Genomic DNA, 26,855 nt, shown 5'->3' on the forward strand with positions numbered 1-26,855 from the left:
TTATTTTCCAATGAGAACACTCACGTTATTTCCGCCAAAGGCAAAAGAGTTAGATAAACATGTTGTAAACCCTGAGCCTTTATTTTGCCCTACGGTAGTTAATGCGATGTTAGGTAATTCTTCATCTTTCGACTCGTCCCAGCAGTGTGGAATATACAAGGTATTTTCGGCTTGTAACATTAACCAGCATAAACCAATTTCAGTTGCACCGGCAGCGCCTAAGGTATGACCAATCATGCCTTTGACTGAGCTACATGGCGTTTGAGTACCAAACACTTTATCTACCGCTATGGCTTCCATTGAATCGTTTTTCTTGGTTGCTGTACCGTGTAAGTTTATATAATCGACATCACTAGCATTTAAGTGAGCTTCAGCTAAAGTTTGTTGCATGGCTGAAATAGCGCCCTCACCTTCTGGATGAGGTGCTGACATATGATGCGCATCGCTTGATTCACCACAGCCTAATAACTTAATGTGACCTTTGTCTTTTCTTAGTACACATAACGCAGCAGCTTCACCTAAGTTAATACCGTTTCTGTTGGCGCTAGATGGCTGACATAAGCCTGTAGAAGTCGAGTCTAAAGCAGTAAAACCATTTACGGTCATTCCACATAACGAATCAACACCACCAACTATTGCAGCATCGATAATACCCGTGAGTATTAATTCTTTTGCGGTAATAAAAGCTTTCGCGCTAGACGAACAGGCGGTAGAAATTGTATAAGCTGGGCCGTCGATACTTAACTCTTCACTAATAAATTCAGCTAAGTTAAACATTTCTTGCATGCGGTAGTCGTAGTTTTTAGAAAACTCACCGCTGGCATTTTTTTCAACAATCGCTTGTTCGCCTTCCGCTATACCTGAAGTACTGGTGCCAACAATGACCCCTATACGATGAGTAGGCGTTGATGATTTCACGTCATTAATTTCGTTTTCTAATGCTAATAACGCTAATTTGGCGAGTTGATTATTACGCGTATTAAAATAAGGCTTTTTGTGACTTAATGAAGGCAATTCAGCGTTAACTTCCCCCACAAATAACCGTCCTTCGTTTAATAAACCGTCACGTTCAACAAGACCTGTTCTAACACCTTCGAACATGTTTTTTTGGATATCTTTATTGTTATTTCCTAAAGCATTAACTAAAGAAAATTCACTTAAAAAAATCGTTTCCGTTTTTTTATTTGTCATTTAATTGCTCTATTACTAACTCATATTGTTCAGCTATGTTTTGTAAAACAATATGTTTTGATGTGTATATTATTTTAACTAACATCTTGTTTTTATGTTTAATTTTTCGCACTTGCTCGCTATTTTCAGTCGATTCAATAAGGGTGTACCCTTTTAAAAGACCTTGCTTAATTGTATCAACAGGCCATTTTACCCATTGAATATCACGAATAATACGCAGTACAACCTCATCATTAAACTGTGCACTTACCAGTTCAACTAAGCCACTATCATATTGCCATTTGGCTTGAATAATAGGTAAACCGCTATAGGTCATCGCCACCATGTTTAAGCGTTGTTCATGAAATTCTATTTGTGTCAGTAACTTTTGAGTTTGTTCATTTTTAAAAACTAACGATTCTAACACCGCTGTATCTACTAAATGAGTGGGCACCGTTTGTAATGTATAAAAATCATCGTTAACTTGATTGTTACTGACTAAGCTCGTGCAGCCACTTAACAACATGCATACAAACATACTCAAGACAAAGGGCTTAATTGCGAATAACAGCTTCACTAGTCTTTATTCTCGTCTTTACAAATATCAACTAAAGCTGCTAAACGTCTTTCAGTTTTAGCGACATAAGGATTCGTTTCGTCCCATGCGTAGCCTGCTAATATTGAACAAATCATGTTTTTTACGTCGTTATCATCTTCTTGGAAAAAAATCACATTTTGTAAATGAGTATCGTACCAAGACATAACAAAATATTTAAAAACTTCTATTCCACATTTTAACGGCTCACTAAAATCAGCTTGCCAACAAACCGACTCGCCTTGTAATTGACGATCAAGCGTATTAGCCGCTAAAGAAGCTGACTTCATCGCGATAGTTACACCAGATGAGAATATCGGATCTAAAAATTCACCTGCGTTTCCAAGTAGAGCAAACTTATCACCATATAAACTTGTTACATCAGATGAATAGCCCTGTAAGGCGTTTACTTTGGTTGTTTTTTTATGATTTTTTAATAGCTTGGCAAGATAAGGTTCTTGGCTAATAAATACATCGAGCAATGCTTCACTACTTAAATGATTATTCGCATTAAAGTAATCAACATCACCAACGACACCAAAGCTACATGTATCATCTGAAAATGGGATCAACCAAAACCAAATATCGTTATTATCAGGATGCACCGTGATCAGTATTTTATTACGGTCGTACTTTTCATCAGTGATGTTGTCTTGCATATGACAAAAAAGCGCCTTTCTGTTCGATAACGTACTCGGTAATTCTAACGATAATAACTTAGGTAAAACACGGCCAAAGCCACTGGCATCTAAAACAAACTTTGCTTGTATTGCACTTTTTTGTTCATTTTTTACAAGCTCTAACGTAGCGTATTCTTCAGTAAAACTAATACCTTTCACTTCTTGTTCAAAGCGAATGTCGACACCAATTTCTTGTGCTCGATCTGAGAGTAATTTATCAAACAAAGCACGCTTAACTTGGTAGGTTGTACCATGACCTTCACTAAACTTTTTATTAAAATCAAAACTTGAATGTTCACCGTTTCGATAAAAAGCTGCACCGTTTTTAAATTGAAAACCGAGTTCATCAGCATGTTCAACAAAGGTATCTAACATGTCAGCTTCTTCAAGAAAGCTCATACAATAAGGTAATAAGCTTTCGCCTATTGAAAACCTTGGGAACGTTTCTTTTTCAACAACGATAACATTCCAGCCTTTTTGAACAAGAATACTAGCAGCAACAACACCTGATGGCCCTGCGCCTATGATGACAACATCACACTTCTCAACTTCAGTCATTTTTACGTTTTTTCCTTGATTCAAATCCGTGTACTTTAGTGATAATGGGTGAAAATAAAAAGGTAATAACAATACCTATAAAAACAGTTTGTCCGAAACTAGCAATAGCAGGTGTTGCACTAAAACCTAACATAGCAAACACAAATATTGAACTTAATGCAGACATTAAGGTGGTTTGAGTTATAGATTTTGAAAAACCATGTTCAGCATAAAACACTGAATAATCAAGCCCTAAAGCTAAAACAACAAGCCCTGCCGCCACATTAAATAAATTGATATAACCTTGAAATAACTGACTTAACGCAATAGCAATTGTAAAAGCCAATACTGGAACTAAAACCCCAACACATGCTCGTTTCCAACCATAACGAAAGGTAAATACGATAAACGCGGTTAAAAACGCAATAGCAAAAATCATCAATAATACTTCTCTAAATACTGATAATTCTTTTTCTGTATCGGCTAACGTATCAACAAAAACGCTTTGTTTTAATTCAGCAAAGGTTGCCGATAAAACCGCTACATCGGTAATATTTGAAAAACGAATAATAGAGTAATAATGCTCTGCATCTTTAATCAGCATAGATTGATAGGTTTTACCTAAAGGCGTTTCGAACCAGCTTTCAGGCGTTAAATATTGTGTGGCTTTATTTACTTTATTAGCATTTAAACCCAGTAATGAAGAAAACTGACTAAAGTACTGATTATTGCCCGCATTAACGAGTAATTGATTGTCTTTCTTTTGGCGCTCAATAGAAGGTAACCATTGAGAAATTGCTTGATAGCTACCAATTACTTGTGTTGATTTTAACTGATTCAATAAAGGTAATAGCTGTTCTTCGTTTTCTAATAAGGTTTGAGCACTATCACCTTTAACTAACAGATATTGATTATCAAATTTTTGTCCGAGTATTTCTTTAACTTTCACTTCGCTATTTGATAAAGCGTCTGACACACGATAAAAAGACTTAGGATTATCAACAAAGCTGATATTAAATAAGCAGGTAATACACAAGGCTGCAATAATACATACAGCAGCAATGCTCACTTTAACGTTTACGTTGAATAGCTTTTGATGCAATCGGTTGGCTTTAGCATAAAAAGCAAGAGGCTTTTGACGGCTAAAATCAAACTTGTGATGAAGGTACGGATACACCAACAACACGGTTAATAAAGCGCCAAATAAACCAAAGACAGTAAACACAGCTATTTGTTTAAATAGAACAATTGGCACCACAACAAGCAAGGTATAACCTAAGGTTGTGGTAATAAAACTTAATACCAGCGACATTCGAATAGTAGATAAAGGTGAACGCTGCGTTGCCTTAACCCGTTGTAATTCAGTAAAACTGTGAAAACTATAATCGACTGCAATACCAACTAAGGTAATAGCAAAGATCATGGTGAGTAAGTTAACCTCTTTAAAGAAGATATTTAACCCAATAAAACCATATAAAATACTGATTGAAATGAGAAATAACGTACTAATAACGACAGAGAAACGTCGGTAAGAGATAAAAATTAAAAACAAGGTGGCTATAATAGAAAGCCCGCCTAGTAGTTTCATTTCACTTTCTGCACTGCGGCTTGCTTCGTCGCTATAAAAAATACCGCCGGTTCTTACATAGTCAACTTCAGGTGTTAATGGTATTGCGTTTAACGACTCAACAATAGACTTGGCTTTATTAACATTTAACGCCCCTTCTTTGGTGCTAATGGTTACTAAAACATACACAAGATTGTTATGAGGCACAGTTAAATAACCGTCTGACGTTATATTGATTTTATTTTGAGGGAACGGTGAACGATTAAGAAAATGAGCAAAAGATAAGGTAGGATCTTTTTCAATAGTTTGAGCCACCAATTGCTCACCTATTTGATTGATCAACTCAAATTCTATTTTAAATATTTTTTCGAGATCTTGATGCGTTATCGCATCTCGAAAAGCAGGTAATAACAGCTGTTGCTCAAAACCGCTGTAGCTATTTATCATCATACTTTGATTGGGGATATTTGATAACTTTCCAGTTACGCTGTCGATACCATCAATATTTTTGGCTTGATTAACAAAGGTATCAACAGCTTCTTTAGCTGTAGCTAAGTTGCTATGTCCGATCAAATAAATTTGTTTTGTACTAGCGCCAGCATTAAATTGTTGCTGAATAGCTTTCCAATCATCATTCGTATTATTATCGAATAAAGCAGTTAAATTAGCATTTATACTTACGGGTTGATTAGCCGCTAAGTACAATAAAATTAAGACAAAGATAATGCATTGAACGCACCAAACATACAGTTTATTAATGGATGTTAAATTCATTAATATCTTCATCTGATAAGGTGTTTTTTGTTTGAGTGAGCACTATTTTAGTGGTGTTTTTTTGCGTATCGGTAATTAAAACTTCTCGTTCGCTTTCTTCTTCGCCAAGGCATAACTCTAATAAGCTGATCGCTTGAGCTAACAAAGTATCTTTGGGTTGTAACAATAAGCATTGCTCGTTTTTTACTGTTGTGTCCCACTGCTCTTCATTTATAGTGCCCGTAAAAACCGTTTGAATAAGTGTTTCGATGCTGGCGTGTGTCACCATTTTCCGATAATGATTGGCAATACCGTCTATTGTTTTCACCTCATTATATTGCCAAATTTCATTATCAATAATTAATAACTTTGAAAATACAGGACTGTTTACCTGCCAAAGAATATTATGCTTATAAACTTTAAAAAGGCCGCTCGATTTAATGGGCGTGGATAAAAAGGAAAACTTCTTTTCTTGCGTAAAACTAGCAACGCCTTCTTCTATTTTGAAGTCGTCAATAAGCTCTTTGGCATTTACCTGAGTAAAAACTAAAAGTGCTAAACAGCAAGCCAATAAACGAGAAAGTAATTTAGTCATTTTTAATATATGGTGCCAATTTTTCTATAAGTACAGCAGGCGACTCGTACTGCATTTCATTCGTTGTCATATCAACAGCAACTTGCACGGTATACGCTTTAGTTAATGTTTCATCTGATTCAGTATCAAATATGCGGTATGAAATTTTCAAACGTGATTCATACTCAACTAAAGTTGCTTCAACACGTATTTTGCTACCAAAACGAGCGGGTTTAACGTATTTAAGGCGCATATCAACAACCGGCCATACGTACCCAGAATCTTCCATATCGTTGTAATCATAGTTAAAAGCACGTAGTAAATAACATCGCGCTTCTTCCATGTACTTAACGTAATTACCATGCCAAACCACTCTCATGGCATCAACATCATAAAATTGTACGTCTATCTCTGTTGATACCGTAAGTAAGCCCTTAACTTGTCTCATAAAGATCCCAGCGTTCTTCTTGGATATACGAGATAGTTTTTCTTAGTAACTTGTCTGTTGGTCGATCTTCTTCAAGTAACTCGAAGAAACTTGAAACATCATCAACCATAGCCGCTACATCATCAGTTAAAGAGTCTTTAGATAATTCGTTATTAATAATACGAAGTCTAATACCTTGCACAGAAGCTAAAAGCGTTGCTGCTAGTACTTGTTCAGTTAGTTGTAATATACGTAAACAATCGCGTGCAGCTATGGTTCCCATGCTGACTTTATCTTGATTGTGACATTCAGTAGAGCGTGAAAATACACTTGCAGGCATGGTTAACTTCAGCGCTTCAGCCGTCCAAGCAGAACAACCAATTTGAATGGCTTTAAAACCATGATTGATATGTCTTCTGTCGCCTGTAGCCCCAGTAAGGTTGGGTGGTAAACCATGATTCATTTTTATATCAACAAGCGTAGCAATTTGTCTATCAGCTAAATCTGCTAAGTTAGCAACACAGTTTTTCATTGAATCCATTGCCATAGCAATATGACCACCATAGAAATGACCACCGTGTAAAATATGCTCGCCAATGCCATCAATAATCGGATTATCGTTTGCGCTGTTTAACTCGTTTTCTATCATGGTACGTAACCAAGGTAAGCTATCAGCCAATACGCCAATAACATGTGGTGCACAACGAATTGAATAACGATCTTGTAACCGATGAGAATTACGTGGATGCGTATTGTGGTTTAAATCTGTTTGTATCCACTTAGCTATTTGGTTTTGACCTGGATGTGGTTTTACACTAAATAAAATATCGTCAAAATGGTTACTGTTACCTTTTAACGCTAAACTCGAAAGTGCCGTAATTCGAGCCATTAACTTAGTGGCATACTCAGCACGTTTATACGCAGTACAAGCTAAAGCCGTCATTACAGCTGTACCATTCATTACAGCTAGACCTTCTTTAGGTCTTAGTTTAATCGGCTTTAAACCTTCTTTTTCAAACGCTTCGCTGGCCTGAACTATTTCACCTTTGTAGTATGTGTCTCTTTCGCCGATTAAGGTACCTGCAACATAAGATAGTGGCGTTAAGTCGCCACTTGCACCTACTGAGCCTTCTTCAGGAATAACAGGCAAAATATTACGATTAAGTAACTCAACTAATAAGTCGAGCAAGTTCCAGCTAACGCCAGAATATCCACGAGACAATGACGCTAATCGAGTAGCTAAAATAGCGCGTGACTGCTCTGGCGTAAAAAAGTCACCTAAACCACAGCCATGAAAACGTGTAAGGTGCATAGGCAATTCTTCAACGAGATCTAACGGCACTTCAAACATAACTGAATCGCCGTAACCTGTTGTTACGCCGTATATGTGGCCTTCTTCTTTTAATATTTTATCCAAGAAACGTACGCCAGCGTCGATGCGTTCTTTAAAATCTTCTGCTTGAGAAAGTGCTACAGGATCTTGTGATTTAGAAACATTAACAATATCTTCAATCGTTAAGTTACCTTCACCAAACAGTATTTTTTTACAATTTTCGCTACTCACTTAGCGTTTCTCCAATTCAATATATTTTTGATAGCTGTTATAAATTAGCTATTACCTATCTTTACTTTATCTTGCTTATTATTTTTTATTCTGCCAAAAACTAAAAAAGTTAAACCATTGGTATGGTTCTTTACGACAGTAAAATTCTAATCGCTGTGCATATTTTTCAGCAAGCGACGAGAAGTATTCATTTCTTTCTTTACGTTTTACTTTTTTCGGTTGGGCAAACTCTTCAACATAAGCTGAGTAGCGCCCTTCTTCTTTCAAGCAAAACATTAAAAACACTTTACAGTCCATAATCGATGCTAGTGCAAAAGGCCCTTTAGCAAACGGGGCTTCTTCACCAATAAATGGAACGTTATAGACACTATCAGGATTATTAACCGAAGTACGATCAGCAAAAATAACAATGGCTTCACCGTCTTCAATTTTTTGTTTTAATTGAATAGAGTCAGCTGGCCCAAAGTCATTAATATGAATAAAGTTAATGGCAGCATCTTTGTTTACTTTTTTAAGGAAGTTATTAAATGATGGCGTATGTTCATTGTAGGTAATAACATTAAGCTTACGTTTGTTTTCACCTGTACTAAATATTGCTCGACACACTTCCATGTTACCTAAATGTGCACTAAAAATAACCGCGCCATTGGCATTAATTAAAGATTGATAGGCGGCATCATTTTTAATGTCGATATCTTCAATATTTACCTTGCCCAACCAAGCATCAAACTTGTCGACAATAGATAGACCAAAGTTATAAAAAACTTTGAAACCTTTTCGAAACAGTTGACCTTGAGTTAAAGTGACATTATTTTTGTATTTGTACATGTTACTTAAGTAATGATGAATGCTTTTTCTAGCAACATCACCCGTTAAATAAAAGTAAATCATGACTGGAAATAAAACGACTTTAAAGAGCCAGTTACCTAAATATTTGTGCACAAATACGAGTACTTCAATACCCAACATAAATCCACGTTCTTTTAACTTAGACCAATGTAAATCTTCAGGTTTATTTTGCTCTAGCTCGTTGTTTGACGGTTGCTCAGCCATTGCTTTTTTATTCCACTTTTGTGCGAGTAATTTAGGTAAGCGTAATAACATACCGAAAAACAAACGTGTATGCATTTTACTAATAATGACATTATCTTTAAATGCATGAAAATGAGAAATACCAAATTCAGGATAATGCACTTTAGTTTGTACAAATTTAACAGGAACACCTTGCCAAATAAGCTTGACCATGACTTCAATATCAAAATCCATGCGCTTACCTAGCGAAGTATTTTGTATAAGCTTTGCATACGCCGCTAACGGATAAACCCTAAAGCCGCACATGGAGTCTATAACTTTACAAGAAAGTGTTTCTATTCCTACCCAAAAGTGAGTGATATAGCGCCCATAAAAACGCCCTTTAGAAATAGAATCGTCGTAAACAGGCTGACCACTGATCAAGCTTTCTGGCGAATCAGCGGCTTCTTTAATAAATTGATTAATATCGAGTAAATCATGCTGACCATCTGCATCAACTTGCAAGGCATGAGTCATATTCATGTTAATAGCAGCAGCTAAACCTGTTTGCATAGCCGCACCTTTACCACCGTTTTCTTGATGATGAATTAAGGTAACTAAAGGAAACTCTTCCGAGACTTGCTTTAAAATTTCTCTTGTTGATGCTTGGCTGCCATCATCAACAATAATAATGGGGAAGTTAAATTCGCATAAAGAAGCAATGGTTTCTCTAATAACAATATCATGGTTATAGCATGGAATAACGAAACAATATTGCATTAGCGGTACACTGCTCGGCCAGAAGTGTGAGCACCATGTTCTGAGCTGTAATTAAAACTTACTTTAAGGTCTGACATTTTTTTTAAAATTAATTTTACTTGGTACTCAGGCGCAATTATCACTTGAAATTTTAAAGCATCAACGGAAAGGTATTGCTCAATTTTTAAATCAAAATATTGTTCAACATAATGCATAACCCAATGTACTTGCACAACACCAGCTAATATTGGCGCCTGTGGAAAGTGCCCTTTAAAATAATATAAATCCGCAGGAATAGTTAAAGATAAAACCACTTCATCTTCATTAGCTTCTACGTGATCAACTTGAGGAAATAACACCTTATTATTCAAAGAACTTCTCCATCTCTTTTTTATTCAATTTTCCGGAAGGATTATAAGGTAAAGCCTCTAAATAACGAAATCTTTTTGGTATAGCAATAGCTTCTAGATCTTCATGTAAAATCGAGGTTATATGACGATTAAAGACTAAATTTCGACTTTGTTTTAACTCAGCTTTCGCTTGTTCAGTTAATACAATAGCGGCAACTACTTGAGTGCCTCTTTTATTATTAGCGGTTAAGCAGTAGGCATCGTCAATACAATCAATCGACTTTAAACATTGTTGCACATGATCTAACGACACTCTTTTTTCTTCTATTTTAACAATACGATCAACTCGTCCACAAAGTTCAAATTCGTTGTCACTGATGATATTCACTCTATCGTCACATAGGTACCAATCAGGTTGAATAATATAAGGTGATTTTATTTTGAGGCATTCAGACTCTTGATCGAGGGCGATATCAATATTCTTGAATGCTAACCAATGTTGTTTATCTTCGCTGAAACGCTGACGCCAAGCTATTCCGCCTGTTTCGGTACTGCCAAACACTTCAATTGGCGGTTGCTGTAATTCATTAGCTAACTGCAAACTTGCCTCTAAACTTAAAGGCCCCCCTGAAGAAAACATACAAGAAATATGAGAAACATGATCTTTGTATACATTGTCTTTAATTAAGCGATGAAAGTGTGCAGGACTGCTGATTAACACGACTTTATCTAACGAGTACTTTGTAATGTCGTGACACAAATGCTCTGGGTATTCATAAGGCTGCAATATAACGTTTCGTCCAGACCAAATAGGCCATATCAGTTTAAATAACAAACCATAAATATGTTGATGTGATACGGTAGAAACTACACCTGAATCTTTCAAGTAATGACCAAAGCTTGCTTCTAGTTGCTGAACTTCCAGTAGTAAATGTGAAAACTCTTTGTGAATAGCCTTCGCTTCACCGGTAGAGCCAGAGGTAAATAATATAACTCTTGTATCTGTATATATAATTAATGGCTCTGGGTTTACTGAACAACCATCAGCTTGATACACAATAGTATTTTCAAAAGCGAGCTCATTCGCACCGGCTACACCTTGTACATGAGCTAAGCAAGTTTGTAATTGATTAGTGGTGCCGTTTTGAGGTAATACGATATTTTTACGAGCACCAAGTAAAGCAAAAAATAAAACCGAAAACTCATAAGCATCTTCGCAATAAAGCAACCATGTTTGAGCTGAATTTTGAATAAAAAGCGATCGATGAAATAAAACCGATTCAGACCATTGCTGAAACGTTTTAGCTTGTGAAATAAAATAAGTTTTATCGCTAGGTAATGTAATCTGATTGGTCATTTTTCTTAAATCGTTTTCTAACTATCCATTCACCAAGAAATAAAACACCCATAAGTACATAAGAAACTAAGCCATTATAAAATGCCCAAATTTCATCACTTAAAAACACGGTGACTAAAGAGATAGAACCATTAATCAAGAAAAACACACACCATACTAAGGTAACTTTTTTGGTGTATTCAACCGCATTAATAGTGAGTTTATCTCGAGCACTAGCAATTAAGGTAATAACTGAGGGAGGTTTAGCTAATGAATATAAAAATATACTCAAAAAACTTAAACTCATAACTACAGGATATAATTTTAGTAAAAAGGATGAGTTATTAAAAAGGCTAAGCATTAATAAAATAATAATATTAATGCCTACAACTTTAATAAAAGGAATATTTATTGATGCCTTACTGTAGTAAAAGCGTAAACAAGCTAATAAAACTAACACTAAAGCAATATATGTAGGCTCTATCCATTTTAAGCCAAAAAAAACAATTAACGGATAGAGTACAAAAACACTCCCTATAACAATATGTTTCATTAAAATTAGCTAAGAGCTAATTTTTCAACGGCATCAACTACGTCTTTAACAGTACGAACTTGTTTAAAATCTTCCGGTTCTATTTTTTTACCTGTTATTTCGCGTAATTTTACAACTAAATCAACAGCGTCAATACTATCAAGATCCATATCTTCATATAAATGAGCATCCATTGAAATGTCTTCTTCATCTATTTCAAATAAAGTCACTAATATATTGCTAAGTACTTCGTAAATTTCTTCTCTATTTTTCATGTCAATTTAATACCTGAATTATTTATTTTGTTCGATAAATTGGCATAATGATTTAACTGAGTAAAAATGTTTTTTACTGTCTTCAGAATCGCCATCAATTTTCACATTATACGCTTTTTTAATTGCTACACCCAATTCTAATGCGTCTATAGAATCTAAACCTAAGCCATCAATAAATAAGGGCTCTTCGTCTGATATATCTGCGGGTTCTATATCTTCTAATTCTAATGTTTCAATAATTAATTGTTTTACTTCTGTGATTAACTCATTCATGAGCGGCAAATTCCTCTTTATAATATTCTACTAAGTCTCGAGTAAGTTCTCTTACTGAGTTAGAAACTGATTCAGCTTCTCTATATTTTTGTGTTGATAATACAGGATTAACAACTAATTTGACGGTAAATTTTTTATCGGGTATTTGATACCAAGCTAATTCTTTTGTTAACGTAGTTGGCGTAACCGTTAAAATAATAGGTACGATATCAACTTTTGTTCTTAATGCTATGTTGGCCGCTCCCCGTTTAAACTTTAAGGGTTTATCTATGCTACTTCTTGTTCCTTCAGGAAACACAATTAAATTATTACCTTCTTCAAAAGTTTTACTGCAATCCTTTAAAAACGTATCAGGATCTTCTTCATTATTTATATAGCCTGTATTTGTTACAACTCCTTTTAAAAAAGGATTTTTCCACAAACCCGCTTTAACAACACAATCGGCATTTTCTATAATTGAAATTAACACAACCACATCAATTAAGGATGGGTGGTTAGCAATAACCAACTTGCCTTTATGTTGTTTTAACTGTTCTTCGTTTTCAATTTCGAGTGTGAGAATGCCAACAAAGCTCATATAATTTACGAACATTTTAAACGTTTTGTGTACTACTTTTCTAGCGCTGTATTTACGTTGGTATTCGTTATGTCGATGAATAAAGTTAACAATAGGAAAAACAATAAGGGTAAGTAAAATACCGCCAAAGCCGAATAAGGTGAATGCAGATCCTGTTGCAAATATTCTCCAGTATTTATTTATTTTTTTCAAAATAAACTTCTACTGATACGCCATTGATAACGCTTAGACAGAATTACAGATTCTTTATTTTCTCCATGAAAAAACCTTAAAAAATCAAGAGGTTGAAATGTAGCTTTTTCATCACTATGTTCAGTTTGCTTTTCAAAGGTTAACTGAATACCTGTATCAGGTTGGTATTTAGTTAAAATAAAGGCGACTGATAAAGTTTGCTCTTTATTTGAAACATATTGACTGTATTGTTCTGGAACAATTTGATCGGTGTAAACGACTAAAATTTTATCTAAATGTTGGCTTTCTAGTTTTGCGTAAGCATCAACTATTGCCATCATTAATGAGTCTTCCCCTGCGGAAATAGCGGTCATAGGCTGCTTATTATTAGCAAAAATACTATATAAACCCGCTACAGCATTATGAACAGACAAACCAAAATGGGTGGGTGATAAGTCATTTTTAGTTGCAACATCTTCAATTAATTTAGCTGTTTTATGTAAATCGCCGTGGCGTGAAGAAAAAACACAAGGAATATTACTTGCGTTATCACCAAGAGATTCCAGAATACAATGTAAGGAAAGTTTAGCGAAAGGACTTAATCTTCGGCGTTGCATTGCAGGTATTTGTTTTAAAGGAGGAAGATCTTCTTCAGGTAAGTAATTTAAGTCACCTTTTGCCCATAGCTGCCAATCTTCGGTAGTACGTATGTTTCCATACCATGCTACGCACTTTTCAATACCAAATTTCATAAATACATCAACCGCTAAAATATGCGCAAATTCTACCTAAGCAGCCAGTTCAATTCAACTAAAGAATAGTTAACTATCTACAGCTAACATGAATCAATACAAGGTTATAACGTTGAAAACACAATAATTCGTTCAATTAAAAAACAAATAAAGAGCTAAGCTTTATATTTATGCCAGCTGATCTTTTCTGCTTTTTCACACATATCGCTTAACGCTTTTTTATTATCTAAAGTTTCAAAAACAACGGTACCTATATAGGTTTCTGATTCATTATATAAATTGCAGGTATTATAAGAAAAAAGAGAATGATTAAAGTTAAATGTTCCAATATTTTTAATAAGTACATTAGAGCAATTAAAAGAGAACAAATCAGTTAAGTTAGCTTGTGTTGCTTTAGTTAGTGCTTCTTTAGCTGTCCATAGTTTATAAAAATAGTAAGAGTCGTATTGCTTATTATTTAAAAGGGTTAACTCATCTTCCACACAAAATTCTTGAGCTAATTCAACAAACTTTCTAGGTTTAATTTTTTCAATATCAATCCCTAGCTTTAACTGTTGTGAACTAATACATACTGCGGCAACAGAGCCACTATGAGTGATTGAAATTGAGAAACTATACTTTTGATTGATGAGTAATTGAGTGTAATTCTCTATTTGGTAAGTCTTTATTTGGGCGATTTCTAAGTAACTGTTTTCTTTTGGTTCACCTTCTGCTTTTAAAGTCAGTGATTTTTGTTGGAGCAACTGAGTCGCAGCTTGAAGCAATAAAACTCGACTCAGGAGGAATTGTTGACGTTTTAATGGGCTTTTCATTGTATTAAAACGATTTTTATCTTCATGATTCAATAAAGGAATATATTGGTTATATTGTTCAATAAACCATGAATCACTCACTTTTGCATATAAAATAAAAACCGACATGTAATAACTAAAACAAACGCTGAATGTGAGCAGGAATAGGAATACTTAGATTTTTTTTAATCAATTCATCAATGTTTAAATAATCCTCCTCATTGTCAATTTTACCTATAATACCCGTTTCACATTTTTCAATAATAAAAGCATAACACTGACGTGAACTTTCAGTGATTGACCATACAATAACAATGCCTTGCGAGCTATGACCTTCTAAAAAGTCCATTTCAGCTAATGCACAGCTTTTCATAAAAGGTTGCTCACTAGCACCTATAAAAACATTGGGGCCTTTTATATTAAACTCTTTGGCAATATAAAAGTTTGCCGCATTACCCACAGTAGCAATAAAATCAAAAGGCCTTATAGATTCATTATTCTTCATACTCGTAATAACCGATTGAAAAAGCTCTACACTTAAATATTCTGCGGCACTATATAAAGATAATGGCTTGGATGATTTTTTATATAGCTCTGAAGAGTTATTGAATAAACGATAGACAGCTAATAACGACAACAAAGTAAACGTATCTAATCGTCTTACAGGTAAATCAGTTTCATTTTTCACTAAAGACCGTATATCTTTATCAGAAAGTTCGTTAGATACACTCACCTTCTCATAAGCAATAAGAGCCAAGCACGGATCAGAGTTCATCACGAATTAACCTCTTGTTGCTGGTGAGTTTTATATTTTTTAAAATGACAGCAGCGTTATTCCCACCAAAGCCAAAATGATTAAGTAAAATATGTTCTGATAACATCATTTTTTCAACAGATGAAATAAAAGAATGCAAAAGATCATTTTTCTCTTGTTTTTGATATGTACATTCAGGAAGAATTTCTTGTTGAAAAAGATGCTCAAGCAAGGCTAATTCTAAAACACCACAAGCCCCTAATGTATGACCTAAAAAGGATTTAAATCCAAGTATCTCAGGTGCGTTATCAAGCGGCTTGAACAAACGAGTAATAGCATTACATTCAGCTAAATCACTCATTTGTGAAGCGGTTCCATGTATTTTAATGAGATCGATATCTGATTTATTAATATTCCCATTAGCGAGTGCTTTTTCTACTACTTCAACAATATGGTCACCATTTTCATCTGTAATAGTTAAGCTAAAATCGTCACATGATGAATAACCACCTAACACCTCAAAAATAGTTGATGACTTGGGCATACTTGATAACATCAATACACCAACGCCCTCACCTAATAAAAGCCCATCTCGTGTATTTGAAAAAGGCCTAACACCTGAGTTACTAAATAAATCTAATGAATCAAATCCATTAATAGAGAGTTGATTGAAAAACTCGCAACCAATAACAAGCGCATGTTTAATTTTGTTGTGTTTTATAAATTGAGTAGCGTACAGCACAGCATTCGCACTCGAAGTACAAGCCGTATTAAAAGTGTAATGTATTGTATGTAAACCAAATAACGACGCTAGTTTTTGGCTTAACCTGTCAGTTTGGGATAACCAAATCGATTTATTTTCATCTGGCTCTACGCACGCTATATCAAGAGATGTAGATCCTAAGAATAAGACAGTTTGAGCGAGTTCTTCAGAGGTTAAATTCGCTTGTTGAATAACGACCTCTATTTGAGAAGATAACAACGAGATCATCTCATCAAATGTTTTGTGTAGCCTGTTTTTATTTATTGGAAAATAGAGCGCACTTTTGTTTTCAGCCGGAATTTCAACCGCTAACATATTTTCAGTATTATCAACAACATACTGACAATTTTTCTGTTCTCCTATCGCACTAATAGAAGCAGAAGCAACAACAAAAACTTTATTCATGCATATGTTCTTTTAATCATATTAGCTATTTTCAGCAATTAAATTGGCAATACTATTAATTGTTGTTAAATGCTTTCGGCTTTCTTTAGAACCTTCAACTTTTATCGCAAAGGTTTTCTTTAATACCAAAGACAGTTGTAATGCATCTAAAGAGTCTAAACCTACTCGAGAGTCACTACCAAATAACATTTCATCATCTAAAATATCATTCCAAGCAATATCGTCTTCTTTTTCACATTCTTCAACAATCATTTTTTTTAGTTTTTGTTTTAACTCTTCTAGTTCCACATTAATTTCCTGATTTTGTTGATGAATAAATAAAAAGCCATTGATAAAACGAATAAACTAAATATAAGTAACTTAAGTAAATACGGTAAAATATCGACAAATTCTTTGCCTGAAAATAAATTTCGAATAATTTCAGCAGACCAATATAAAGGTGAGTAAGTTGCTATTTTAGCCATTACCTCTGGTAAAATATCAATAGGCACCATAAAGCCACTAATAGCCGCTAATAATATATTTATTCCTCCGCCAAAAACAATGGCTTGCTCATAGCTATTGACTAAAGAAGCAATAAAAAACGCTAAAGCATTAGCCGCTAATATAATAAATAAACTCCCTATGATATAAACGCCCCAATGGCTTATAAATATATCCGGCTGCTCTGTCACAACAGGTACAACAAATACACCAACTAAAGTTAATAAAATAAGCTGCAGTATACTTAATAAGTAAAAAGCACTGAATTTACTCATAAAATATTGGCTCGTAGATATAGGAAATGTTTTTAATCTAATTAGCGTGCCATTTTGCTTTTCGTTTATTACGGTAATTGAAACAGGTAAAACAATAAAATAAAGCCCAAAAACAATCCATGAAGGTACACTATATAAAATAGGTGTAAACGTCTGTTTATTCTGTGTTACTACAGTAAAATAAGAAGCAACTTCGGTACTGTTTTCTATTTCTTTAATTTGTTCAGTTAAAGAGAGATCTTCATCTAAGTCGCCACTTTCAAGCATAAAAGCATGAAGTCTTAGTTTAGACAATGCAGTTTGAATAAGCCTTATAACCGCTGCTTTTTTTTGAGGAGTCATATTCGCTTGAATATTAACAACAATAGCTCCCTTAGCTAAGCCTGATAATATTTGGTTATTAAAGGAACTCGGTAGTTTTATAGAAATATCCGCTAAGCCCTCATTTTCAACAAGTGTAAAACCTTGCTGCTTTATATAACTTTTATAAGCTAATGATATAGGATCGGTATTTTCAGAGATAAAGCTCACTGAAGTTTTATTTATTACATCAGTGCCTTGCTCACTCATTGCAAATGTCATAATTAACATGAAAGCGATAGGCAATATGAGTAAAACACCAATACTGTGTATATCACTCAAAATAATGCGAGCTTCTTTATTTAGGCTACTTAAAATCATAATTTATTGCCCGTGGTCCCTTGCTTATACATATGCTCAACAGAATTAGCTGAATAATGAATATTTTTTATCGATGCTTTTAATTGGCTTAACTGCAATAAATGACTATTGAGTTCTTCTGGGGAAGTAAGAAGTAACTGATATTTACACGCTGCAATTTTTTGATAACCGCTGAGATAGTTAGTACTTGAAGGTTCGTGCTCAAACTCTACTGATAGTAATAAATTCTTTTGTTGTGTTTGCTCAATAAGCGATGCTTTTCCATCTTTAAGTATAATGATATCGTCACAAACTTTTTCAACTTCATCAAGCATATGGGAAGTAAACAATAAGGTTTTACCTTCCGCTTTAAATTGCTCAAGTAAAGTAATAATAATAGCCCTCGATTCAGGGTCTATACCAACCGTTGGCTCATCTAAAAATAAAACTTTGGGTTGTTTAACCAAGGCTATCGCGATATTTAAACGACGTTTATACCCACCTGAAAGTTTACTCACTTTAATATGACTTACATGGGTGAGTACGCATTGCTCAAGAATTTCATTAATAAACGCATGTTTATCTTTTTTTGTTTTTTTTGATTGTACACAAAGAGATAGAAAATAATAAAGATTTTGCTTAACCGATAATTGTGGATAGAAGGCATATTCCTGCGGCACTAAAGCGACTTTTTCTTTAACCGATTCAATTAAAGGTTGTATCTGGTTTTCATCATAAAATACCTGCCCCTCAAATGAAGGTAGCAAACCACATAACGCAGAAATAAAAGTCGATTTACCTGCACCATTAGGCCCAATAATACCCGTACATTTATTTGCTTTAATGGTTAAAGAAATATCTGATAATGAATAAAAGCTGTTGTTTTTATATTTAAAACTTAGGTGCTTTACATAAATAGCATTTGGCATGTGTGATTTATAATAAAAATAAACCTTATAGATAATATTTATTTAATTAAATAGATATTGAGCTTTATTTTTAACATATCCTTATTTTTTAGCACACTATACGTAATTATACTGAATTAATAAATATTGAATGGCTTTTCTTAATTAAATTTATAATCTTATAGTTTATGGTTATTCATAATAGGAAAATAGGGTTAAGGAACAACAGAAAAGAATTCTTAAATTTTAAACACAAAAAAGCCGAACTTTTTGTTCGGCTTTTTATTAACTTATAAGTTGATTAATTATGCTTTACGACGACGTGCGCCAGCAAAACCTAATAAACCTAAACCTAAGATAGCTACTGAAGCTGGCTCTGGTACACTTAACGTCATGTTACCGTCATGTGAAATTTGAAAGTTTTGAGTACCACCTATTGCTGGGTAAGTAGGGCTTAAACCAAGTATATCTTGTACAGTTACGATTAAAGTAGCTGATTTAGCACCTGAAGTTGTTGATAAATCATCACCATTAGCGTTAAAGAAGTAACCTGCAGCAAAGTTAAGGCTTAAATCAATACCACAAAAACCTTTGTTTTGTAATGCACCTGGGGTTATATTAATAGAACAACCGCCAGTATTTAAACCAAATGAAGCGATTTCTGTTCCGCCGTCAAACATGCCGTTACCAACATTCGTTGTATCAACATATAAACCAGAAGCACCAGCATTGAATGTGATATCTAATGTACCCGTTCCATTGTTTGTTACTGTTCCTGAAAATGCATAGTTGTAAAATACTTCATATGCAGCATCAACACCTAAAAGTGTACCACCAAGTTTAAAGTTTACGATATCAGTAGAACCGAACTCAGAGAAAGCTTCAGTACCTGTAATATCACCACTAAGGTCTGTATCAGTTTGTGTTACATCAGCTAAATCAGCATCAAAATCAATAAAATCAAAAACGATTTCAGAACCAGGAGTTCCGTTAAAAGATGAATCGTTAAATGTAACTACATCAGCAGAAGCAGCAAATGAAGCACTAGTGATCAAAGAAGCTAGTAATAATTTTTTCATGTTTAGTACCCTTTGTATTAAATGTTTACTAATGATGGTGTTATCATCAGGTTTAAGTTAGATATACCAAAACAATGCACAGTATATGCCAACTAACTTTAACCTTTTATATTCAACAACTTAAACAAACCATCATTCAAATGTAAAATCCATTTGTAAAATAAGCTGACACATATTTTCACTATTCAAACGATATGATCAATTTAAAGAGATTCAAACACTTTACACGCGTACTTTTGCAAAACCTCTGGAGATTGAGCCATTAAAATATCTAAACTTCGATTATGACCTTTGACAGACTGTGAATCATCTACATAATCTTTTGCCATTTGCTCTATTACCTCACCTAAAACAATTTTTTCAAATTGGCAATCTGGTGATTTTTTACAGTACTGGGTAAAAGCATATAAAACTTCAACAATTGCTGATTTATAATAAATTGGATGCAAATGTTGGATGAGTACGTCTAGCGTACGCGCAAAACTTTCTTCTCTGGGAGTCATTGAAGTTCTGATTAAATTGGAATCTAAAGCTTCCCCTGAGTTTATATTATCACCAAAAATAATATATTGAGTATTTGATAAACTTTGCCAAATGTCTGTTAAAAACACATCGTCGATACGTGTAATCAAGCCTTTAGCCGTTCGCCACTGTAACCAATCTGTATCAATAGCTTGCATTTTATTACTAACATTTTGATTATTGGTTTTAGCACTAAAACTGTATTCAACATCGTAATTAAACGCTTCTTGTTGAGCATTCAATATTTTCTGTACTAACATATTTAATTCAGCCGGTGATTTACTTGATAAATCAACCAGAGACTCTTCCGTACATTCAGAATGTTCCGCACAAAGTGCTAAAACGCTATTCAACTTAATAGAACGTAAACCATTAAATAATTGAGTATTAATACGTATGGTGTTTCCCAGAATAACCAAAAACTCTTGTATTAAGGTTCTTTCCAGTAAATTACTAGAGGCTTCATCAAGTAGTTTCACTAATTTTTTAGGTTTTAGTAAGGCATGTTCACCATTTAATACCGTTTGATCCTTTTGTCCTACAACGATAGATATATGACGAGCACATACTTGTGACACATCATCTGCAAGATCTTTATAAGAAAGTTCAAGTAGAGAAAAACACAAACGAGCAGTCAACCAATGTTGTTTATGTTGAGCCCTACTATATATACTTTCAACTAATGATTTAAATGTAATACTGGCATATTGCGTTAGAACCGAACTCTCTATATTTTGGGGTAAATGAGAATCTAATTGATATACTTTACTCCATGCCATTAATTGCTCATAACTTGTTTTGTCAGAATAATTTAACGATTGCAATTCTTTTTGCAAAGACTCTGAAAATAAAGAAAAATCGAATGGGATAATGTGTGAATCTGAAACTTCAGGCGTATTATCTAACGCTTGAATAGTAATATTAGGCACAACCAGTTGGTTCACTCTTGATGCTCTATAAGCCAAACTTGCAGAAGCATAACCAATATTGGTTTGTGTTGCTCTTAACTGTAAAGAACGAATAGTATCTAACAATACATCTGCATTGACGCTGTCACACATATCCTGAGTCAATAGATAGGTAAAAACGGCAGCCTCATCGTTTATCCAATGCTTACTAATATCATCCACTTCACCTTTTAAATGCTCACTGGCTAATTCAGCATCAAAAATTCGATAGTTATTTTCTTTATGTTGAAGGCTTGATAACGACAAATAGGCTTTGCCATTAAAGGTATATGTTTGTGCTGTAGCTAGCCCTTGTAAACGACGTTTTGGGCGTCCTGTAAGATTTAAACTCTCATTAGCTCCAACTCTTCGATAACACTCAACAAGCTCTTCAGCAGTAATAACACTTATAGGGCTAATTTCATTGATGGTTTCAGCAATAACCCCTTTCTCAGCTAATTGCTGCTTAACACTGTTATTTTCGGCCAATACTACTAGGGCAAGTTGTGCTTCATTATCTTTAGTCGATCTAAACCTTAACTGCAAAGGATCGAGATCATCTTGTTCAATAACGCCTTCATCAAGCATTAATCCTGTAAAATAAAGACTTTGTGCCCAAACTAATGGCACGTTTTCATTGCGTGTTCTTGGCTGACTTCCAGGAGACGCTCTCTCCGCTTCAATATTTTCGTCTTCTACAAAATAAAGCTCTGGTAAAAGTTTCTTCCCCCCAGCTTCAACCATAACAGCTTCAAGTTTTTCTCTATACTTTTTAGCCTCATCTGCATCATTGTCAAATAATGCTTGAATATATAAATAGGTATAAAATAACGGCCACTCTGATTCAATATTTGCAAAATTAGCGAGTTCTGAATGCTCATAATGAATTCGGCTATGATCTTCTACTGCTGTTTGATGACCATCCCACAAAAAGCGTTTACAACCGTAATCTCCCCCTAACTCAGATAAAATTTTATTTTTCGTTTTATTTATAACTTGTTTGTCGCTAACAGCAAAAGCAGGGAAACCAATAATGCTTAAAAGTGCACTATCAACCTCTTTTGACATAGATTCTCGTGGTAAAAGGTGAGCTAACGTATTACGTGCTCTAGAAACAGCATCTGGAATGGTATGAATAATAGCTCTAGGGTTTGCATCTTTACCAAAAAGGTTAAACCCATCTAACGCTTGTAAAGCTGCTTTTGCCATACCAACAGAACTTGCATTAATTTCTGTTTTACCATTATTTATTTTATTGCCTCGCTCCCAAATACCATAATCTGGAGTTCTATAGGCGAAAGCGATGTAATAAACTAAGTTTTGAATAAAATCGACTTCATCAATAGTTTTAATAATACGTAAACCAGAAGCAGACATTTGTCCGATCATCAATAAAAATATTGATGTTGCATCTATTTGTAAGTGCCCCCATTCATCATCACCAACAACAGTTAGACCCGTTGTTGTACTATATTTTGCGTGTAAGCAATCCATAGGATCTAAAGTGGCTTTAAATTTTTCAACTTTATCAGCCTGCCTCATCATAGAAATAAGCAAGCCACGCATTAATTTGATAGTCGATTGCTCTAGCTCGTCACATTTAATTTTATCTCCGCCCCGTTTAAAGGCCATACTAAGGCTCCAAACGCTTAAGATAGAGTAAACATTATCTCTTACCCATGCATCGGTATAATCTCCATGCGTTGTAATAGCGGTACTTGCTGGAAGTAAACCTGTTACTGGATGCTGACGTTTAATAATAATGTCGTTGATATCTTCATATAAACGATGTAACAAAGAAGCTTTTTGCATATTTATGCTCACTGACGGAAGTATGAAAAATAAAAAGGTTACAAGATAACAAATAGTAACGACACAAAAAATCACCAATAAAGATAAGTGACTTTGTAATATTATTACAGTTGAAGATTAAAACTTTATGAAGAAATAATAGTGGTATTTAGTACAAAAAATCAATGTATTAAAATCAAAAAAGCTCGTTATAAACGAGCTTTTAATATCTATACTAATCCTAGTAATTAACTGATCATTGCTACTACTTAAAATCACTAACCACTTTATCATTTTATTTAATAATTAAAACAATTAGTTAACTATTAAAATGACTTATGTTTAGGGTCTGTTGACCTTTCAGGTATTTTTTTTCAGCAGTCTGTTTGACTTTTATACAAGGCATAGTGATTGATGTGTGGTCGTTCCACATAAAATCACTATAACGATGTAGAAATATCAAACAGGCGCTGCCCAAGGGTTCATTTAAAAGCGATTTATTCTTCGTTGCCTACATGGATGTAGGTACTTAGATTATGCAGGAGCATATAATCTGTAAACCTTTTTTACATAGAATGACTATGTGACAAAACGTTTGCCTTGCCTGCACGGATGCAGGTACTTAGGTTTTGTTTGGAACGTAAAACCTGTGACTAAAGCGCTTTTAAATTGAACAAAAATCATACTCGAAAGATCAACAACCCCTATTATTTTCTACGTATAAACCACTCAATTCATTAATATAAAAAGTACTATATAAAAAAATTACGAAAGCTTTTCAGATAAGATGGTATTTACCACTTCAACGGGTTGAGTTCCATCTATTGTAAGATATGAACAAGCACCTGATTTAGCTTCTTGCTGATAATAAGCAACTAAAGGCTTAGTTTGTTCATGATATACAGCTAAACGTTTACGAACTGTAGCTTCTTCATCATCAGGACGAATTGAAAGGTCTTCACCTGTTTCGTCATCCTTCCCTTCAATGGCAGGAGGATTATATATTAAATGATATACACGACCTGAACCTGAATGTACGCGACGACCCGCCATTCTTTCAACAATCACACTATCTGGAACATCAAACTCAATAACATGATCAACAATAACGTTGTTTTCTTTCATGGCATCAGCTTGTGGAATAGTGCGAGGAAAACCATCAAGTAAAAATCCTGCTTTACAGTCATCTTGCGTAATACGTTCTTTAACTAAACCGATAATAAGTTCATCAGAAACTAACTGACCTGCGTCCATTACTTCTTTAGCTTTAATACCAAGTTCTGTACCCGCTTTAATCGCCGCTCGAAGCATATCACCGGTAGAAATTTGTGGGATGCCAAACTTGGCCATTAAAAATTGTGCTTGAGTACCTTTACCAGCCCCTGGAGCACCTAATAAAATAATGCGCATTTAAAAAAGCCCTTTATAATTTATGATGAATTTAAAAAGCAACACTATACATTTTCAGATGGCTGCAAACAAGTAAGAATATAACACAATCATCAAAAAAGGAGCCATTCGACTCCTTTTTAATACTAAAGTAGTATATTAAACTTTTACTTAGTTAAACTTAACATCAATTTATTTAAACGAGTCACAAAAGATGCAGGATCTTTTAAACTACCACGTTCAGCTAACATAGCTTGATCGAATAAAACCTCAGTCCATTGATTAAATTGATCATCATCAGATTCATCTGAGATATGTTTAACTAATTCATGTTCTGCATTTATTTCGAATATAGGCAGTGTTTCTGGCACACTTTGCCCTACAGATTCCATGAGTTTAATCATTTGACTACTCATATCATTTTCATCGGTAACAATACAAGCAGGAGAGTCTGTTAAGCGTTGCGATAATTTAACATCTTTTACTTTACCTTTTAACGCAGCTTTTATACGTGTAACAACCGAGTCAAACTCTTGTTCAAGTTTTTCTTGTGCTTCTTTAGTTTCAGCATCATCCATATCACCTAAATCTAAACCACCACGAGTAACTGATTGAAGCTGTTTACCATCAAACTCATTTAAATGACTTATCATCCATTCATCAATACGATCAGACAACAATAATACTTCAATACCTTTTTTACGGAACACTTCTAAATGAGGACTATTTTTTGCGGCTGAGAAATTATCAGCAACAACATAATAAATTTTATCTTGCCCTTCTTTCATGCGCTCAATGTATTCAGGTAAAGAAACACTTTGCACATCTGTATTCTCGTTTGTCGAAGCAAAACGAAGTAATTTAGCAATTTGCTCTTTATGAGCCATGTCTTCAGCTGGACCTTCTTTTAAGACTTGCCCAAATTCATTCCAGAATATTTGATATTTTTCTTTATCATTATTTCCTAAACGCTCTAACATAGTTAAAACACGTTTAGTACAGCCTTTTCTGATCGCTTGAGTCACTTTATTGTCTTGTAAAATTTCGCGAGAAACATTTAAAGGTAAATCATTAGAATCTAATAAACCTTTAACAAAGCGTAAATACGTTGGCATAAATTGTTCAGCGTCATCCATAATGAAAACACGTTGAACATATAATTTTAAGCCGTGTTGTTTTTCACGATTATGTAAATCAAAAGGAGCTTTAGCAGGAACGTATAATAAGCTTGTGTATTCGGTTTTACCTTCTACTCTATTATGTGCCCAAAGTAGAGGGTCACCATAATCGTGCGATACATGTTTATAGAATTCTTTATATTCATCATCAGACACTTCAGATTTTTCACGTGTCCATAATGCTGTTGCTTTATTAACGGTTTCCCATGTAGCTTCTTTTGCTTCGATAGCAGGTCGAGTTACATTACCTTCATCATCTTTTTCTTCTGCTACAGCTTCAACAGCAGGAGTTAACATTTCAACTGACACTGAAATATGATCCGAATATTTAGTCACTATCGACTTCAAACGCCAATCGTCTGCAAATTCAGACTCATCTTCTTTTAAATGAAGAATAATATCAGTACCACGATTCGCTTTATCTATTTGAGCCGTTGTAAATTCACCTTCGCCTTCACTACTCCACTCCACACCTTTAGACGCGTCATCACCAGCAGCGCGAGAACGTACTGTTACTCTATCAGCAACAATAAAAGCAGAATAAAAGCCAACACCAAATTGACCAATCAATTGAGAATCAGACGCTTGATCGCCTGATAACTGAGAAAAGAAATCCGCAGTTCCTGATTTAGCAATAGTACCTAAATGAGTAACGACATCTTCATGGTTCATACCTATACCGTTATCTGAAATAGTTAAGGTATTATTTTCTTTATCAGCACTTACACGAACACGTAAGTCGCTATCACCTTCATATAAATCAGCATTTGATAATGCTCTAAAACGTAATTTATCAGCAGCATCTGCAGCGTTAGATACTAATTCACGTAAGAAAATTTCTTTATTCGAATATAATGAATGGATCATTAATTTCAATATTTTAGCTGTATCAGCACTAAAACTATGATTTTCGGTATTTTTTATATCAGTCATTGAATAAACCTCTTCAAACTAAAACTCATTGGGTCATACATGGACAACAAACACGAAATAACATAAAAGTTACA

25 protein-coding genes are annotated in these 26,855 nt (G+C 34.3%); all 25 read right to left on the reverse strand.

Annotated features, from left to right (window positions below):
- Entirely contained in the window at positions 1–1,191 is a 1,191-nt protein-coding gene (locus tag AC0L5Q_RS06585; RefSeq protein ID WP_473616056.1) for a beta-ketoacyl-ACP synthase, read from the reverse strand.
- Positions 1,181–1,708 carry a DUF3261 domain-containing protein gene (locus AC0L5Q_RS06590; protein ID WP_473618263.1) on the reverse strand — a complete coding sequence of 176 codons (528 nt, stop codon included), beginning with the start codon at positions 1,706–1,708 and terminating at the stop codon, positions 1,181–1,183. The genes AC0L5Q_RS06585 and AC0L5Q_RS06590 overlap by 11 nt, the downstream gene beginning before the upstream one ends.
- A 38-nt stretch (positions 1,709–1,746) precedes the next feature.
- Positions 1,747–3,003 carry an NAD(P)/FAD-dependent oxidoreductase gene (locus AC0L5Q_RS06595; protein WP_473616060.1) on the reverse strand — a complete coding sequence of 419 codons (1,257 nt, stop codon included), beginning with the start codon at positions 3,001–3,003 and terminating at the stop codon, positions 1,747–1,749.
- The gene (locus AC0L5Q_RS06600) at positions 2,996–5,323 is read right to left on the reverse strand and encodes an MMPL family transporter (protein WP_473616064.1); all 2,328 of its coding nucleotides are present in this window, start codon (positions 5,321–5,323) and stop codon (positions 2,996–2,998) included. Before AC0L5Q_RS06600 ends, AC0L5Q_RS06595 begins: the two co-directional genes overlap by 8 nt.
- Positions 5,304–5,897, reverse strand: coding sequence for a hypothetical protein (locus AC0L5Q_RS06605; protein ID WP_473616067.1), 594 nt, complete (start codon positions 5,895–5,897; stop codon positions 5,304–5,306). Before AC0L5Q_RS06605 ends, AC0L5Q_RS06600 begins: the two co-directional genes overlap by 20 nt.
- Positions 5,890–6,324, reverse strand: coding sequence for an acyl-CoA thioesterase (locus AC0L5Q_RS06610; protein WP_473616071.1), 435 nt, complete (start codon positions 6,322–6,324; stop codon positions 5,890–5,892). The genes AC0L5Q_RS06605 and AC0L5Q_RS06610 overlap by 8 nt, the downstream gene beginning before the upstream one ends.
- A complete protein-coding gene (locus AC0L5Q_RS06615) occupies positions 6,311–7,867 on the reverse strand; it encodes an HAL/PAL/TAL family ammonia-lyase (RefSeq protein WP_473616075.1) in 1,557 nt (518 codons plus the stop codon). The genes AC0L5Q_RS06610 and AC0L5Q_RS06615 overlap by 14 nt, the downstream gene beginning before the upstream one ends.
- 78 nt (positions 7,868–7,945) lie before the next feature.
- Entirely contained in the window at positions 7,946–9,658 is a 1,713-nt protein-coding gene (locus AC0L5Q_RS06620) for a glycosyltransferase family 2 protein (protein WP_473616080.1), read from the reverse strand.
- Positions 9,658–10,008 carry an ApeI family dehydratase gene (locus tag AC0L5Q_RS06625; RefSeq protein ID WP_076418917.1) on the reverse strand — a complete coding sequence of 117 codons (351 nt, stop codon included), beginning with the start codon at positions 10,006–10,008 and terminating at the stop codon, positions 9,658–9,660. Before AC0L5Q_RS06625 ends, AC0L5Q_RS06620 begins: the two co-directional genes overlap by 1 nt.
- Positions 10,001–11,344, reverse strand: a complete 1,344-nt coding sequence (locus tag AC0L5Q_RS06630; RefSeq protein WP_473616086.1) for an AMP-binding protein — start codon at positions 11,342–11,344, stop codon at positions 10,001–10,003. The genes AC0L5Q_RS06625 and AC0L5Q_RS06630 overlap by 8 nt, the downstream gene beginning before the upstream one ends.
- On the reverse strand, positions 11,319–11,876 hold the full coding sequence (locus AC0L5Q_RS06635) for a COG4648 family protein (RefSeq protein ID WP_473616091.1): 558 nt from the start codon (positions 11,874–11,876) through the stop codon (positions 11,319–11,321). The genes AC0L5Q_RS06630 and AC0L5Q_RS06635 overlap by 26 nt, the downstream gene beginning before the upstream one ends.
- A 5-nt stretch (positions 11,877–11,881) precedes the next feature.
- A complete protein-coding gene (locus AC0L5Q_RS06640; protein ID WP_473616095.1) occupies positions 11,882–12,130 on the reverse strand; it encodes an acyl carrier protein in 249 nt (82 codons plus the stop codon).
- A gap of 18 nt (positions 12,131–12,148) precedes the next feature.
- Positions 12,149–12,403: a phosphopantetheine-binding protein gene (locus tag AC0L5Q_RS06645; protein WP_076418913.1), complete on the reverse strand. Its 255-nt coding sequence runs from the start codon at positions 12,401–12,403 to the stop codon at positions 12,149–12,151.
- Positions 12,396–13,172 (reverse strand): lysophospholipid acyltransferase family protein, encoded by a 777-nt coding sequence (locus AC0L5Q_RS06650; protein ID WP_473616101.1) that lies wholly within the window; start codon positions 13,170–13,172, stop codon positions 12,396–12,398. The genes AC0L5Q_RS06645 and AC0L5Q_RS06650 overlap by 8 nt, the downstream gene beginning before the upstream one ends.
- Positions 13,169–13,903, reverse strand: a complete 735-nt coding sequence (locus tag AC0L5Q_RS06655; RefSeq protein WP_473616105.1) for a beta-ketoacyl synthase chain length factor — start codon at positions 13,901–13,903, stop codon at positions 13,169–13,171. Before AC0L5Q_RS06655 ends, AC0L5Q_RS06650 begins: the two co-directional genes overlap by 4 nt.
- 155 nt (positions 13,904–14,058) lie before the next feature.
- Positions 14,059–14,823: a 4'-phosphopantetheinyl transferase family protein gene (locus AC0L5Q_RS06660; RefSeq protein ID WP_473616109.1), complete on the reverse strand. Its 765-nt coding sequence runs from the start codon at positions 14,821–14,823 to the stop codon at positions 14,059–14,061.
- Positions 14,824–14,830: 7 nt separating this feature from the next.
- Positions 14,831–15,472: a hypothetical protein gene (locus AC0L5Q_RS06665; RefSeq protein WP_473616114.1), complete on the reverse strand. Its 642-nt coding sequence runs from the start codon at positions 15,470–15,472 to the stop codon at positions 14,831–14,833.
- On the reverse strand, positions 15,459–16,616 hold the full coding sequence (locus AC0L5Q_RS06670) for a beta-ketoacyl synthase N-terminal-like domain-containing protein (protein WP_473616118.1): 1,158 nt from the start codon (positions 16,614–16,616) through the stop codon (positions 15,459–15,461). Before AC0L5Q_RS06670 ends, AC0L5Q_RS06665 begins: the two co-directional genes overlap by 14 nt.
- A 21-nt stretch (positions 16,617–16,637) precedes the next feature.
- Positions 16,638–16,904 (reverse strand): acyl carrier protein, encoded by a 267-nt coding sequence (locus tag AC0L5Q_RS06675; protein ID WP_473616121.1) that lies wholly within the window; start codon positions 16,902–16,904, stop codon positions 16,638–16,640.
- Entirely contained in the window at positions 16,895–18,055 is a 1,161-nt protein-coding gene (locus AC0L5Q_RS06680; RefSeq protein ID WP_473616125.1) for an ABC transporter permease, read from the reverse strand. The genes AC0L5Q_RS06675 and AC0L5Q_RS06680 overlap by 10 nt, the downstream gene beginning before the upstream one ends.
- A complete protein-coding gene (locus tag AC0L5Q_RS06685; RefSeq protein ID WP_473616129.1) occupies positions 18,052–18,963 on the reverse strand; it encodes an ABC transporter ATP-binding protein in 912 nt (303 codons plus the stop codon). The genes AC0L5Q_RS06680 and AC0L5Q_RS06685 overlap by 4 nt, the downstream gene beginning before the upstream one ends.
- 284 nt (positions 18,964–19,247) lie before the next feature.
- Complete coding sequence (gene pepA / locus AC0L5Q_RS06690) at positions 19,248–20,021, reverse strand: flocculation-associated PEP-CTERM protein PepA (RefSeq protein WP_473616133.1); 774 nt, start codon at positions 20,019–20,021, stop codon at positions 19,248–19,250.
- Between the two features lie 203 nt (positions 20,022–20,224).
- Positions 20,225–23,302 (reverse strand): phosphorylase b kinase regulatory subunit alpha/beta, encoded by a 3,078-nt coding sequence (locus AC0L5Q_RS06695; protein WP_473616137.1) that lies wholly within the window; start codon positions 23,300–23,302, stop codon positions 20,225–20,227.
- Positions 23,303–24,046: 744 nt separating this feature from the next.
- Entirely contained in the window at positions 24,047–24,691 is a 645-nt protein-coding gene (adk, locus tag AC0L5Q_RS06700) for an adenylate kinase (protein ID WP_473616139.1), read from the reverse strand.
- 146 nt (positions 24,692–24,837) lie between these two features.
- A complete protein-coding gene (gene htpG / locus AC0L5Q_RS06705; RefSeq protein ID WP_473616142.1) occupies positions 24,838–26,781 on the reverse strand; it encodes a molecular chaperone HtpG in 1,944 nt (647 codons plus the stop codon).
- Positions 26,782–26,855: the final 74 nt, after the last annotated feature.

It is taken from the genome of Pseudocolwellia sp. G5-9 (genome assembly GCF_055808995.1).